The 15,293-nt window shown below is 31.3% G+C and carries 9 protein-coding genes and 1 pseudogene; 3 read left to right on the forward strand and 7 right to left on the reverse strand.

Annotated elements, in window-relative coordinates:
- Positions 1-30 precede the first annotated feature (30 nt).
- From BP92_RS0108395 to radC, 5 genes and pseudogenes are all read right to left on the reverse strand, one after another.
- Positions 31-522 (reverse strand): hypothetical protein, encoded by a 492-nt coding sequence (locus tag BP92_RS0108395; protein ID WP_026725653.1) that lies wholly within the window; start codon positions 520-522, stop codon positions 31-33.
- Entirely contained in the window at positions 515-1,774 is a 1,260-nt protein-coding gene (locus tag BP92_RS0108400; protein WP_026725654.1) for an ABC transporter permease, read from the reverse strand. Before BP92_RS0108400 ends, BP92_RS0108395 begins: the two co-directional genes overlap by 8 nt.
- On the reverse strand, positions 1,771-2,400 hold the full coding sequence (locus BP92_RS0108405; RefSeq protein ID WP_026725655.1) for an ABC transporter ATP-binding protein: 630 nt from the start codon (positions 2,398-2,400) through the stop codon (positions 1,771-1,773). The genes BP92_RS0108400 and BP92_RS0108405 overlap by 4 nt, the downstream gene beginning before the upstream one ends.
- A gap of 467 nt (positions 2,401-2,867) precedes the next feature.
- A pseudogene (locus BP92_RS16025) lies at positions 2,868-3,527 on the reverse strand (superoxide dismutase); the annotation flags it as partial.
- Between the two features lie 169 nt (positions 3,528-3,696).
- Entirely contained in the window at positions 3,697-4,380 is a 684-nt protein-coding gene (radC, locus tag BP92_RS0108415; protein ID WP_035693167.1) for a RadC family protein, read from the reverse strand.
- 260 nt (positions 4,381-4,640) lie between these two features.
- Here radC and BP92_RS0108420 point away from each other — a divergent pair, with 260 nt between their 5' ends.
- Entirely contained in the window at positions 4,641-5,282 is a 642-nt protein-coding gene (locus BP92_RS0108420; RefSeq protein ID WP_026725657.1) for a DUF1287 domain-containing protein, read from the forward strand.
- A 66-nt stretch (positions 5,283-5,348) separates the two neighbouring features.
- On the opposite strand, the gene BP92_RS0108425 is transcribed toward BP92_RS0108420, so the two are convergent.
- A complete protein-coding gene (locus BP92_RS0108425; RefSeq protein ID WP_026725658.1) occupies positions 5,349-6,704 on the reverse strand; it encodes a UDP-N-acetylmuramate--L-alanine ligase in 1,356 nt (451 codons plus the stop codon).
- 70 nt (positions 6,705-6,774) lie between these two features.
- Positions 6,775-7,464 (reverse strand): tetratricopeptide repeat protein, encoded by a 690-nt coding sequence (locus BP92_RS0108430; RefSeq protein ID WP_026725659.1) that lies wholly within the window; start codon positions 7,462-7,464, stop codon positions 6,775-6,777.
- Between the two features lie 108 nt (positions 7,465-7,572).
- Between BP92_RS0108430 and BP92_RS16755 the strand changes: the two genes are divergently transcribed.
- Complete coding sequence (locus tag BP92_RS16755; protein WP_026725660.1) at positions 7,573-14,076, forward strand: alpha-2-macroglobulin family protein; 6,504 nt, start codon at positions 7,573-7,575, stop codon at positions 14,074-14,076.
- Between the two features lie 3 nt (positions 14,077-14,079).
- Positions 14,080-15,246, forward strand: a complete 1,167-nt coding sequence (locus BP92_RS0108440) for a carboxypeptidase-like regulatory domain-containing protein (protein WP_026725661.1) — start codon at positions 14,080-14,082, stop codon at positions 15,244-15,246.
- The last annotated feature ends 47 nt before the right edge of the window (positions 15,247-15,293 follow it).

The raw sequence follows: 15,293 nt of genomic DNA on the forward strand, positions 1-15,293 counted from the left end.
AAAAAAAGCCCAAACGAATGGGCTTCTAAATTATTTACTTTGAGAGATAATTACGGCGTCTTCGATATGGTAAATCCAATCTTCGACATCGGTTTCGTTATATCTAAAAGTTCCTTTTAAAGTTACATACGTATCGGTTTTTAACTTTGGAAAAGCGCCACCTTTAAATTTGATTCCAGCAATAGTCTCTGGTCCTGATTTTCCACAGAAGAAACAAGCGGCAAAAACGTTTTTACTCAAAGCATAATTCTTATTGTCGATTGGCACAATAAATCCGCTCATGAAAACGGTTTTCTTTTGCATCATTTTTAATTTCATGTTCACTTGAGGGAATTCTACTTCGCCGTAAGTAGCATGTTTTTTTCTGGTGTATTTGATGTCACCTAACATTTTCCATGTCAAGGTATCGTTTGCAACTGAAGTTTCAACAACTGATTTTGTAGTTGTAGTTTTAGAATCGCTGAAGCTCATTAAGGAAATGAACACTACGAAAGCTAAACTTAATTTAATATAATTACGCATTGGCTAATGTTTTTGAAATGTTTAAATTGTACGCTTTTAAAGCTGGAATTAACGCTGCAATAAAACCTACAAATATAGTTAGTAAAAATAAAGTTCCTTCTTTCTCCCAAATAAATTCGTATGGATTGAAACTCATTTTGAAATCTTCTTCGGCAGAGTTGGATAACAAACTTAATCCTACTCTTCCCAAAATCGTACCAAAGATAAATCCAACCACACATAAAAGCAAACTTTCAATCATCACGACTTTTAAAAGTTGTAGTCTTTTGGCTCCGTTGACACGCATTAAGGCAAATTCATTTTCACGTTCTTTTAATGTGTTGTAAAGTGCAATGAAAATCGAAATTCCTGAAATCAACATGATTCCGTATGCCAAATATTGCAAAGCTGAAATTCCAATTCCGAATAAAGAAAACAAACGATTTACTTCGATAGCTGGTGAAGCGACTTGCATTTTAGTATTTTGTGCGATGATTCTTGGCCAAGTTACAATTCCCATTTTGTTGCGGAATTTTAGTAAAACCGCTGTGATTTCCATTCCAGGTTCGTCCAAAGTCATATCAGCTTCTTCGTGATGTTCTTCACCTTCCACATGAACGTGACCTTCTTCGCCGTGAGCGGGATTTACTTCTTCACCATGACTTCCATGCATTTGCCAAACACTTGGAATCGTACATAAAATTAAATTATCAACTACTTTTCCTGTTGGTTTTGCAATTCCGACAACTTTGTATCCGTAATGGTCATGCACTTCTCCTTCAGCTGCATCACCATGGGAACCAAAGAACTCATCTCCAATTTTCAAACTCAATTTTTGAGCGATATCACTTCCGATTACGACTTCGAAGTTTTTTTCGAAAAGTTTTCCTTCGGATATTTCTGCCCCATATTTTTCTAAATAATCAGGAGTTGTTCCTAAGATTTTATAACCGCGATAATTATCTCCAAATGCTAACGGAATCGCTTTTTGAACAAAAGGATGTTGCATCCAAACTTTTGCCGAATCGTAACTAATATTTCCCGTTGGAGAATCTACTTGGTAAACTGCAGATAAAATCAATTGCAATGGACTTCCTTGCGCTCCCATTACCAAATCAACACCATCAATATTGCTTGAGAATTTTTCTTCAAATTGTTTTTCGACCAAAACTAAAGTCGTAATAATCGCGACACTTGAGGTTAGCAAAACAACACTCAAGATGGTATTTAATGGTTTGAACCATATATTTTTCCATGCTAATTTTGCTATCATATCAAGGTAATTTTATTGATAAATCTTTCTTTAATTCGGTTGTCGTGCGTAACGATTAGTAAAGCTGCTTTGTATTCTTTCGATAATGAAGTCAACAATTCGATTACTTTCTCTGCATTTTTATCATCTAAACTTGATGTGGGTTCGTCTGCCAATAACACTTTTGGTTCGTTCATTAAAGCTCGTGCAATTGAAACGCGTTGTTGTTGTCCAATACTCAATTGTGATGGCAATTTAGACGCTTGATTTTCGATTCCCAATTGTTCTAATAATTTCTTAGCCCTTTTGGTATGTTTTTTACCCGTTGCTAACCAACTTGCCATTTCCAAGTTTTCTAAAACTGTCAACGCGCCAATGAAGTGCGATTTTTGAAAAACCACTCCAATATGTTTTCCACGAAATTTATCGGTTGCTTTTTCAGAAAGGGAAACGATATCGGTTTTATCGATTTCAATTTCGCCCGTTTTTGGCTTTAACAAGCCTGCTAAAATGTGCAAATAAGTAGTTTTTCCTTTTCCAGAATCACCTGTAATCAACAAAGTACTTCCTGCCTCGCAATACAAATCGGGCATGTGAAAGAGTTGGTCTTTTGAGTAGGAAAAAGTGATGTTTTTGGTGCTAATCATAGTTCAACGAACATTAATTTTAGTGTTGCAAGATAAGAAATTGGATAGAAAAATTTCTTAAATAATTTCTAATAAAAAACCTTGTGATTATAATTTATCACAAGGCATTTATATTTTAATCTCAAATATTATTCTTCATCATGCGTACACAATCCTACTATTGTATGAAAAGTGTCATGTAAACCATTTAAAGCTTTAGTAATTTTTTCATCAGAAGCTTTTGATTTTACTAATTTATCTAATGCTTTACTGTCTTTAGCTAATTTATTTACTGCAGCAACAATTTCTTTTTTATTGAATTCCGCTGGAATTTTTGCCATTTTTAAAGCATTTGCTTTTTCAGCCATTTCAGCACTTCTTTCTTTGACAGGTTGTAAATTTCCTTCTTCACTTGGATGGAAAGTTTGCGACATTACCTTGTGAAACGTTTTGATTTCTGGCCAAGAAGCAAAAGTATCTGGTTTTGGCATCGCTGCTTTGTATCTTTTACTAACTTCTGTCCAGTTTACAACATTCCATAAAGCGGATAAATAATCTGCACGCTTATTTTGGTATTTTAAGTAATAAGCATGTTCCCAAACATCTATTCCGAAGATAGGTGTTCCTTTTACTTCCGCAATATCCATTAATGGATTATCTTGATTTGGAGTTGAACTTACTACTAATTTCCCTTCTTTAGTTACAACTAACCAAGCCCAACCTGAACCAAATCGACTTGCTCCTGCTGCATTTAATTTTTCTTTCAATCCGTCTAAACTTCCGAAAGTTTCATTTACCGCTTTTTCTAACTCAGCCGACATTTTAGTATTTTTCTCAGGTGTTAAAACTGACCAAAACAACTCGTGATTATAATGTCCACCACCGTTATTACGAACTGCTGCTGGCATAGTAGAAATCTTTGCAAAAATTTCGTTTAAGCTTAGTTTTTCATCTGCAGTTCCTGCTAAAGCTGTATTTAGATTTTTTACATAAGCTGCATGATGCTTGCTATAATGAATTTCCATAGTTTGTGCATCTACAAATGGCTCTAAAGCATTATAAGCATAAGGTAAAGCTTTTTGTGTAAACTGCGCCGAAGCCGTAAGAGTTACTAAAAGTGTTGCAACTAAAAGTTTTATGTTTTTCATGATATTTTAATTTTTGATAAAAATACGGTTTATCGATTAGATAAAAAATTAAGAATTCTTAAAATTTCCATAATTATTACTATGTATCTGTCAAGCTGAACTCGTTTCAGCTTCTAATCCCAATCTCTATTTTAGATTCCGAAACGAGTTCGGAATGACAAGAATCGTCTTAAAAAATCCCTTCATCCTGAAAACTCAAATAGTCATTTTCGGTGATGATGAGATGATCTAAAACTTGTATTTCTAAAGTTTGACCTGCTTCTTTTATTCGTTTGGTGATTTTTAAATCGGCTTCGCTTGCCATTAATTTTCCTGAGGGATGATTGTGGGAAAGAATTAAACCCGTTGCATTTTGTTCAAATGCTATTTTGAAGATTATTCGAATATCTACAACAGTTCCGGTGATTCCGCCTTTTGAGAGTTGGGCCTTGTAGATGACTTTATTGGAATTATTAAGATACAATACCCAAAATTCTTCGTGAGGCAATTCGCCAATGATGGGTTGCATGATGTCGAAAACGGCCTTACTGGAAGTAATTTTTTTGAGTTCGATGGCATCTTCGGCTCTTCGTCTTCTTCCTAATTCTAATGCAGCGGCGATGGAAATGGCTTTGGCTTCACCAATTCCTTTGAATTGCATGAGTTGGGAAACCGACATTTTCCCTAACGTATTCAAATTGTTTTCGGAGGAAGCTAAAATGCGTTGGCACAATTGCACGGCACTCTCATTTCGAGAACCGGATCCAATTAAAATAGCAAGTAATTCGGAGTCTGATAAGGTGGATTTACCCTTTAGAAGAAATTTTTCACGTGGGCGATCGTCTTCAGCCCACTGATTGATTGGCGTGTACATAAATTTTATTTTGGCGTTTATAAAAAACAAATTTAATTAAAAATTCTAAAAAATGAAAAAAATCTAAACTTTTACCACATAGAAACATAGGTTTACTTTTTCATTTAATTAGGCATTTTATTTTAGACAGGTTGCAGAGAAGCTAAATGAATAAATTTATTGACTATGAAATTCTTATTTTTCTGTGTTTCTATGTGGTTTCAAAAACCTTCAAAATAAATGGCTCAAAAATTGCGTTTGAAATAATAAAACGCAAAAACATGAAACTATTTATTCCTCTACTTTTAATCTACTTTTCATTTGGATGTAAAAAATCTCAAACTATTACAGAAAACATATCCGAATCAAAACCAACAACACAAATCATAGAAAACCCAACTGATTTCTATGAAAAACTATCCAATGCAGCGATTTCTATAATTGATCCTGGAGTGGTTTATACACCGGCTTATGTTGGAATAAAATACCCAAATGGTGATGTTCCTGCAAAAACGGGTGTTTGTACCGATGTTGTGATTCGTGCGTATCGAAAATTAGGAATTGATTTGCAAAAAGAAGTGCATGAAGACTTGAAAGCTAACTTTTCTTTGTATCCGAATTTAGAAAAATGGGGTTTGAAAACTACCGATAAAAACATCGACCACAGAAGAGTTCCGAATTTAGAAGTTTTCTTTTCTCGTAAAGGGGCAACTTTACCGATAACGCAAAATCCTAAAGATTACAAAGCCGGTGATTTAGTCACTTGGATGATAGGCGATAAATTACCACATATTGGTATTGTAACGCACATAAAATCAAGCAATGGAAACCCAATGATTGTTCACAACGTAGGAAGCGGACAAGTTTTAGAAGATTGTTTGTTTAGTTGGAAAATTGTGGGGCATTTTAGGTATGAAAAATGATTTGTAGAGTATTTAATTTGAAGATTTGAAAATTCAATAACATTTTCAAATCTTCAAATTCTCAAATTAATTTATCAACCCTTTCACCTCATCAAAATTCAATCCGCCGTAATTTCCTGAACTCATCAATAGTAATGCAGAATTATCTAAATTTTGACTAAATAAAAAGTCTTTGAATTCAGTTGGATTGGTGTAAATAATTAAATCTTCTCTTTGGAACGATTGTGCAATTTGGTCATAAGTTACTTCTTCCAAACGTTTTATTTTTACGGCATCGGGTGAGTAGAAAACAACCGCAACATCAGCAGCGTCTAAAGCACCTTGGTATTCTTTTAAGAACTCGGCATTTAAACTGCTGTAAGTATGCAATTCTAAACAAGCGACTACTTTTCTATCTGGATATTGTGCTTTCACAGCTTTTGTGGTAGCTGAAACTTTACTTGGCGAATGTGCAAAATCTTTATACGCGACTTTATTAGCACTTTCGGCAATTTTTTCTAATCGTTTTGAAGCGCCTTTGAAACTAGCGATGGCTTCGTAAAATTCGGCTTCATCCACACCCATACATTGGCAAATCCATTTGGCGCCTGCTAAATTGCTTAGATTGTGTGCTCCGAAAACTTCAATTGGCATTGGACCTTCTGGCGTATCTAATAACGTAGTTCCATTATCAACTGTGTAACTTGGTGTTTGGTAGGCAATTTTTCGGATTGGATTTTCGGTTCCTTCGGCTACAGCTTTTACGGCTTCGTCTTCTTCGTTATAGACTAAAATTCCACCACGAGTGATTTGGTTAGCAAAAATTCTAAACTGTTCCACATAATTATCAAACGTTGGAAACACATTAATATGATCCCACGCAATTCCTGATAACAACGCAATATTGGGTTGGTACAAATGGAATTTTGGTCGCAAATCAATTGGAGAAGTCAAATATTCATCACCTTCTAACACGATAAAATCATTATCTTCAGTCAAATGTACCATTGTATCGAAACCTTCCAACTGTGCTCCCACCATATAATCCACTTCGATATTATGATAATGCATTACGTGTAAAATCATCGAAGTAATCGTCGTTTTTCCGTGCGAACCGCCAATCACCACTCGGGTTTTGTTTTTCGATTGTTCGTATAAAAATTCGGGATACGAATATATTTTTAACCCTAATTCTTGTGCTTTCAATAATTCTGGATTATCGGCTTTAGCGTGCATTCCCAAAATAATTGCTTCGATATCGGTTGTGATTTTTTCTGGAAACCAACCTTCTTCAGCTGGCAACAATCCTTTTTTCTCCAAACGTGATTTGGATGGTTCGAAAATAGCATCATCGCTTCCTGTTACGTGATATCCTTTGTTGTGTAAGGCTAATGCTAAATTGTGCATCGCTGCTCCGCCGATGGCTATGAAATGTGTTCTCATTTTTTATGTTGAATTGTTAAACTGTTAATTTGTCAAATCGATTATAAGATTCAACATTTCAACAATTACACTATTTGTTTTCAAATTGCTCTTTTAACTTATTTGCTTTCACTTTGTCTTTTAGCTTATTCAAATATAAGTCATATAATTTTTCGAAAGTAGTTTTTGAATTACCAATTTCATGTGCTTTTTTATAATTTATTTCTGCTTTTGCATAACGACTAAAATACACATCGATATAACCTTTTGCTAAATAACCATCGACTTTTGAAAGTGCCATTAATTCATCGGCATATTTTTGAGATTTTTTCTCACTTCCACCAATGATTCCAGGTAATTCGATGTATAACATTACCAATGCCCAACGCGTTTCGATATGTTTAGAGTCTAATTTCGCAGCGGTTAAAAATGATTCTTCTACTTCATCAATCATTCCTAAAGCCTTGAATTTATTAGATTCTTTGGCTTTCATTCCCAGTGCTCCACCATATTTGTACCAATAATTTGCGTTTTTAGGATAACTAACTTTAAGCTTTTTATAGTTAGTTATTGCGGTATTCCAATCTTTTTGATGTCCAGCAATATCGCCAAGATATTCAATGGTTTTGGTATGATTTGGTTGCGATTTTAAATGTTCGGAAAATAGTTTTTCGGCTTCGTTGTATTTTTTTTGAGCATACAATTTCTCCGCCTTTTCAAACGTTGATTGCGAAAAGACTGAAAACGAAAGTATTAGAAAAAAGATTTGGATGTTTTTCATTTTTCAAAAATAGTGAAATGATTTTAGTTAATTTTACTTACAAAAAATTATTTTTTTTCGTCCCAACCTTTTTATCCTTTTTATACTCTATAAATAAAAACCCAATTTATGAAATTCAAAATTTTCCTTTTTAGTTTACTTATAAGCACTTTTACTTTTTCTCAAAATTTCGAAGAACAGTGGAAAGAAGTCATGCAACTTGAATTAGACGGAAAAACAAAATCAGCAGACGAAATTGTAACTAAAATTTACAGAAAGGCGAATCGAAAAAACAATGAACCCGAGATTATTAAATGTTTTTTCTACAAATCAAAATTTCTACAAGTTTTGGATGAAAATGCAAGTGAGAAAATAATATTGGACATCAAAGAGGAAATCAAGGAGGCTTCAAAACCTAGTAAAGGGGTTTTAAATTATATCTATGCTCAATTGCTAACTCAATATTTGAACAAAAATGCTACTAATATCTATAAGCGAACTCCTATTCAAGATAATACATCACAAGATTTTTCAACTTGGTCATATCAAGATTTTACAAATGAAATTGAAAAAGCGTTTGACGAATCAGTAAAATACAAAGTAGAATTACGACAAACTTCTGTCAAAGACTATAAAGAAATTTTTAAAATTTCACCTTTTCTAGACGGAGCAAATTATTCGTTGTATGATTTTTTAAGTGTAAAATACATCCAATTTTTGACTTCAAAACACAATTTTTATGGTATTTCCAAAACAGAGGCATTTATACAATCATCTAATTTATTCTATGAAAACAGTGAACGTTTTATCAAAATAGATAATCAGAAATTTGATAATAAAAATTTTCAAAAACTGATTTCTTTCTACCAAGAAAAAGAAATATTTGCTAAAAACCAAAATTTAAGGGATCAATTTTATTTTGAACGATTGCAATTTTTTCATGATGAAATAAAGAATTATGATTTATTCGTTGAAAAATTATCCGCTTTAGAAAAAGAAACTAATTTTTTATTCCTGAAACAAAATATTAGAATTGAATTAGCAAAACACTACCATTCTGAGGGATATAACACTAAAGACAAGGAAAAAGTCATACAAGCATTAGAATATGCTGAATTAGTTCTCTCTCAAAATGAAAATAATAATGCTCTTTTTGAAGCAGAATACCTAAAGAACAACATACAAGGAAAATCACTTAATATTACTGTAAAAAAAACACTTTACGCTAATCAAAACATTAGAGCTTTCATAAACTTTAAAAACATTGACACTTTAAAAGTATCTTATTTCAAGCTTCCGTCTAAGAACAATAAATGGTTTAAAAGTTATTCAAAGAACACAAAAGATTCTTTGGTTAACAATTTTATTTCTAAGAATAAGCCTTTAAAAACATATTACAAAACTTTGCCAAAGGGAGAAAAACTCTTTAATAGTTCTACTGAAATTTTACTCGAAAAAATAGAAGTCGGAAATTATTTGTTAGTTATAGAAAACAAAACTAATTCTAACAGTTTAGAAACAATAAAATCATATGAGCATATAACAGTAACAAATATGATTTATCATTCGAATTACAACAACAAAGAAGAAGTCTTTTTCATTTATGATAGAAAGACTGGAAAACCAATAGAAAATGTAATCGTTAAAAATAATGACACATCAACTTTATCAAACAAAAATGGAAAAGCATTCTTTTTAAAAAAAGAATACAAAAAAGATGAAAATAATTTTTCAAGTCTTCACTTTATAAAAGACAATGATACAATAGTCGATGAATATTATAAAGAAAGATTATTAACCAACGAATATGAAAAAAATGAAGAAGTATTTGAAGCCAAAGCTAATGTGTATTTTGACAGGGCTATCTACCGTCCTGGCCAAAAAGTTCTTTACAAAGGAATAATCATTGAAAACAAAAATAAAAAGAAAAACATTGTTCCTTTCTTGTCTGTAGCTGTAAGAATTGAAGATGTTAACAACAAAATAATTAAAGAATATGAAGTCCAAACTAATGAGTATGGCTCATTTTCGGGAGAGTTTGATATTCCAAAAAATGTTCTAACAGGAGAATTTTCATTATATATTAGTGAACCAGAAAACTACGAAATTGATAAAAAATATTATAATGAAAAAGAAGATGAACACTCTTTTTGGGACTATGTAGATTTTGATGAATACGGAAATTTCAGTTTTAAAGTTGAAGAATATAAAAGACCAACATTTGAAATCAATTTTAATGATATCAAAGAAAGATATACTATTGGTGATACTTTAAAAATAAAAGGCAATGCTAAAGCACTAGCTGGAAGCAACATAACTGAAGCGAAAGTCAAATATACATTTTCAAAATCCATTTTAGATATAAAAGACAATTATTCTGAATACGTTTTTGAAAAGGAAACAAAAACAGATAATGAAGGGAACTTCGAAATTGAACTAATTGCAAACGATTCAATATTAAAAAATAATCAAATCGAAAATATAAGTTTTTATATAAATGTAGAAATAACAGATTTGAATGGAGAAACTAAAATAGGTAAAAAAGAAGTTTATGTGAATCAAAAAACTATAAAACTATTACCAATAGTAAATAATGAATATTTCAAAGAAGATAACAACAAGATAACTATAAAAAGTACCAATTATAATAATTATCCTATTGATTGCAAAGGCGAGATAAAAATTTATCAAATCAAAGAAAAGACATTTTTAATAAATCGAAATACATTCCCTGAGCTTAAAAATATTTCAAGAGAAGAATTTACCAATTTATTCCCGCATGAACCATATGAAAGTTCTGATTTGGATTCGGAAAAAATTTTAATCAAGACTATTTTTTTTGATACTCAAAAAGAAAGAAACATTAATTTATCATTCCTTAAAACATTAAATTTAGGAAAATATCAAGCTGATATTTCTACAATTGACATAAAAGGTGACACTATACAAACTTCCAACAATTTTACACTTAATTCAAAAGTAAATCCACATCTAAATAAAACCGATCTGTTTACTTTTAAACCAAATGACAACCCTAATTTAAACTATTTTGAAATAGTTTTTTATTCTGCTATACCTAATTTATATATCACAACAAGAGCTTATGAAGATGAAAATGAATTTCATTTAGAAACGATTCAATTAGTGAATGGAAAAGGAATTCTTAAAATTAGAAAAAAACAAAATTTAGATAATTCATACCAATTTCAATTTGTTTCCTTTTGGGAAAATTCAGCTTATGAAAAAAACCACAAGATTAACAAGATTATAAAAGCTTCCAAATTAGACTTTGAAATTCTAAGTATAAGAAATAAAATTGAACCTGGAAGTTTAGAAAACTGGGTTTTTAAAATCAAAGATCAAAAACTTGAATCTGAAATTTTAGCTAGCATGTACGATTCTTCGCTAGATTTATTTTCTAAACAAAATTGGCAAAATACTTATTTTTATGAATACGAAAAAAACCCTAACAAACCTCAGTTTTATTACTTAAATAGAGAATTCGATACTAAAACAATGAATATTTATGGTTTACAAAACAATATTCAAAATTTTACTTACTTATATATTCCGAAACCAGAAATTAATTGGTACGGATTTGAATATTTAAGCAAAAATATTACATGGTCACAAAGAAAATATCAAAAAGAGTTAAATATAGTAGCCGAAATACCAAATGGAGCTAAATTAGTTTATGGTGTAGTTTCAGATGAATTAGGTCCTATTCCTGGAGCAAATATAATTATCAAAGGCACTACAAGAGAAACGACTACTGACTTTGATGGTAAATATCAAATTTTTGCTTTAACAGGTGAAACGCTTGTTATTACTTATACTGGAAAAAAAATGGTATCAAATGAAATTAATTCTTCAATGATTAATATTTCATTAAAAGATGATATTGTTGAAGGAAAAGTCGTTGAAATTGTTGGCGCTATGGGAATTAAAAGAAAAGTTGACGCTATTACTTTTTCTGATCTAATAATTAGTGGAGCTGAACTATCGCAAGCTAGTAATCCAAATGTCCTTCAATCTTTAGCAGGAAAAGTTTCTGGGTTAACCATTGAAACAGCTACTAATGGCATTAACCCATCAACTAGAATTGTTTTAAGAGGAAACCGTTCGATCTCTGGGAATAACGATGCTTTAGTAGTAATCGATGGTGTAATTTCAAATGCAAACATTTTAGGAAATATAAAACCAGACGCAATTCATGAAGTATCTGTTTTAAAAGGAGCACAAGGAGCTGCTTTATATGGCGAACAAGGGTTAAATGGTGTTATTATAATTACAACAAAAAATGCTTTGAAAGAATTAGCTCAGGTAAAAACAAGAACTAACTTCAATGAAACCGCTTTCTTTTATCCGCATCTAACAACGGATTCTGAAGGAAAAGTCAATTTTAAATTTATTACACCTGAATCTCTTACCAAATGGAAACTTCGCATGTATGCGCACAATAAAAAAGCAGAAACAGGTTATTTAGAAGCTGATATTATTTCGCAAAAGGATTTAATGATTATGCCAAACATGCCTCGATTTGTAAGAGAAAATGATAGCATAACAGTAACTGCAAAAGTAGCCAACCTAACCAACGAAGCCAAATCAGGAATTGCGCTGCTTCAATTATTTGATGCTACCTCAGGAAAATCAATCGATATTGAAACTTTAAACAGTAAGAATACTAAAAACTTTAATTGTAAAGCAAAAGAAAATACTGCTGTAAGTTGGACCATAAGTATTCCTGAAGGCTTACAAGGTTTACAATACAAAATCATTGCTAAGTCGGGTAATTTTTCAGATGGGGAAGAAAATATTTTACCTGTTTTAAGTAATTCGATTTTAGTTACCGAAAGCATTCCGTTATGGGTTCGTGAAAAAAGTAAAAAAGAAGTAGTTTTCGAAAATTTAAAAAACAATGATTCCAAAACGTTGCGAAATCATTTGTTTACTTTGGAATATACTTCAAATCCGGTTTGGATGGCCATTCAATCGCTTCCTTATTTGATGGAATACGAACACGAGTGTGCGGAACAAACGTTTTCTCGTTACTGTGCCAATTTTATTGCAAAAGAAATTATTAGTAGTAATCCTAAAGTAGAAAGCGTATTTGAATCTTGGAAAAAGGAAGGAAAAACGAAATCTAAGTTAGAAATTAATGAAGAACTAAAATCGATATTATTAGCTGAAACTCCATGGTTTTTTGATACTGATGAAAATGCGAAAAACAAACGTCTAGCTTTACTTTTCGACTTGAATACTTTGAAAGAATCGTCAAATGCTACATTTAAAAAACTAGAAGATAAAATGATGCCTTCTGGTGGTTTCCCATGGTTTAATGGCGGAAATGAAAGTCGTTATATCACCCAACACATTTTAGGAGGATTAGGTCACTTGGACAAACTTTTCCCTAATTCGGACAATAATTTTGATAACATTACCAAAAAAGCAATTCCGTATTTAGACGCTAAATTTATCGAAAGCAAAAGACTTAATAAACTTTCTTCTCCAAGTTACAATCCTACCGATATTCATTATTTATACACTAGAAGTTTTTATTTGAAACAATATCCAATTTCTAAACAAATAGATTCCATAATCAAAGTAGATTTAGCTGATTTGAAGAAAAAATGGTTGGATTATTCGCTATATCAAAAAGGGATGATGGCTTTAGTAATGCATCGATTTAATGAAAAAGAATTTGCTAAAAAAATCATTACGCATTTAAAAGAAACGTCGGCATCTAATGAAAATGATGGTATGTATTGGATTGACAATCGAAATGGCTATTATTGGTATGAATCGAAAATAGAAACACAAGCCTTAATCATTGAAGCTTTTGCCGAAATTGAAAATAATACCAAATCAATTGATGCCATGAAAGTGTGGTTAATTCGAAACAAGCAAATAAAAAACTGGAATACAACCAAATCAACTTCGGAAGCCATTTATGCTCTATTATTGCAAGGAACCGATTGGACTACAGTAAAAGACAATACAAAGTTTAAAATTGGAAGCGAAAAAATCTTAAGTCAAAAACTTACAACTAAAGACAAAGAAGCAGAAACAGGCTACATTAAAATGAACTGGAACGCATCAGAAATATCTAAAGAGATGGCTACAATTTCTGTTGATAATAAATCGGAAGTTCCGGGTTATGGTGGTGTGTATTGGCAATATTTTGAGAATTTAGAGAAAATAAAAAGTGACAATAAAGGAGAAACTCAAATTCAAAAAGAGTTATTTAAAAATGTAACTACAAAAGCGGGCACAGAATTGATTCCAATTACAAAAGAAACTTTAAAAGTGGGTGATTTGATTACGATTCGCTTAACTATAAAAACGGAAGTTGATTTAGAATATGTGCATTTAAAAGATTTACGAGCTTCGTGTTTTGAACCTGTAAATGTGATTTCAAAATACATATGGGATGGAGCAAGTTACTACATGAGTACAAAAGACGTGGCAACTCATTTCTTTTTTGACTCTATAAAACAAGGAACTTACATTATTGATTACGAAGTGAGAATAACAAATTCAGGTAGTTTTAACAACGGAATAGCAACTTTACAAAGCATGTATGCACCAGAATTTTCTAGTCATTCAAAATCGGAAAAAGTAAAAATTAACTAATTTATGAAGTATTTCATTTTGCTATTTTTCTCTATAAATAGCTTCTCACAAGTTCTTTTTGAAGGTGTCATTAAAGATGCTGCAACCAAAGAAGTCTTGCAAGGAGCCTCCATTTATGTTCCAAATTCTTCTCGTGGAACTTACAGTGATTTTGAAGGAAAATTTAGTTTAGAGCTTCCCATCACAACTAAGGAAATTATAATTAGTTATGTGGGATATATTACCATAAAAACGGGTCTGAATCTATCCGATGGTAATAATATTAATAAAACCATTTATTTAAGAGAAATTAAAAACGAATTAAATGAAGTTGTTTTCATCAAACAGAAACATGACAAAAATTGGGAAAGAATGTTTGAAATTTTCAAAGCAAATTTTATAGGGAATAGCGATATTGCTAGAGAAGCCGAAATTTTAAATCCTGAAGATATAATCTTAAATGAAGAAAAAACTCCTGAAAAATATAATCTTATTGCTAACGCAAATAAACCATTACAAATTAGAAACAAAGCTACCGGTTATGTCATAAGTTATGAATTAATACAATTTAATCATACTGTTATTGGGCAAAATCAAATATTTACTTTTTATTTAGGATACCCATTCTTTAAAGACATCACAAAAGAAGAAAAGCTAAATCCTAAAAAAATTTCAAAAAACAGATTAGAAGCCTATTTAGGTTCCTCAATGCATTTTGTTAGAGCCTTATTTAATGAGAAGTTACAGGAAGAAGGGTTTAGTGTGAGAGAACTAATCAAAGTGCCAAATCCAGATTATCCTGATGAAAAAGAGGTTGAAAAAATAGTTGCAAAAGCAAAGCTTACTAACGATTATTCTCTAATTAGAAAATTACCAGAAAAAGAAATCAATAAATTAGGAACTATTCCTTTGCCTATTTCTAAATTTACAATTCAAGAAAACGAAAAGAAATTTATAAAATTTGACAATTACATTAACGTAACCTATACTAAGGCTGCTCCTGATGAAAAATTTTTAATTTTTACCACAAAAGAAAACGCAAATTTTCAAGTCTCGCAATTAAAAAATGAAGATGAAGCTGTTGAATATTTTGCTGATGGAAATTACTACAACCCCGCCAACCTATTTTTTTATGGCTATATGGGTTGGAAAAAAGTTGGAGATATGTTACCTTTTGACTATCAACCATAAAAAAAAACGACCTGATTTCTCAAGTCGTTTTTTTTATTATTTGTTTA

Origin of the sequence: Flavobacterium sasangense DSM 21067 (genome assembly GCF_000686885.1) — a bacterium.
Classification (GTDB): domain Bacteria; phylum Bacteroidota; class Bacteroidia; order Flavobacteriales; family Flavobacteriaceae; genus Flavobacterium; species Flavobacterium sasangense.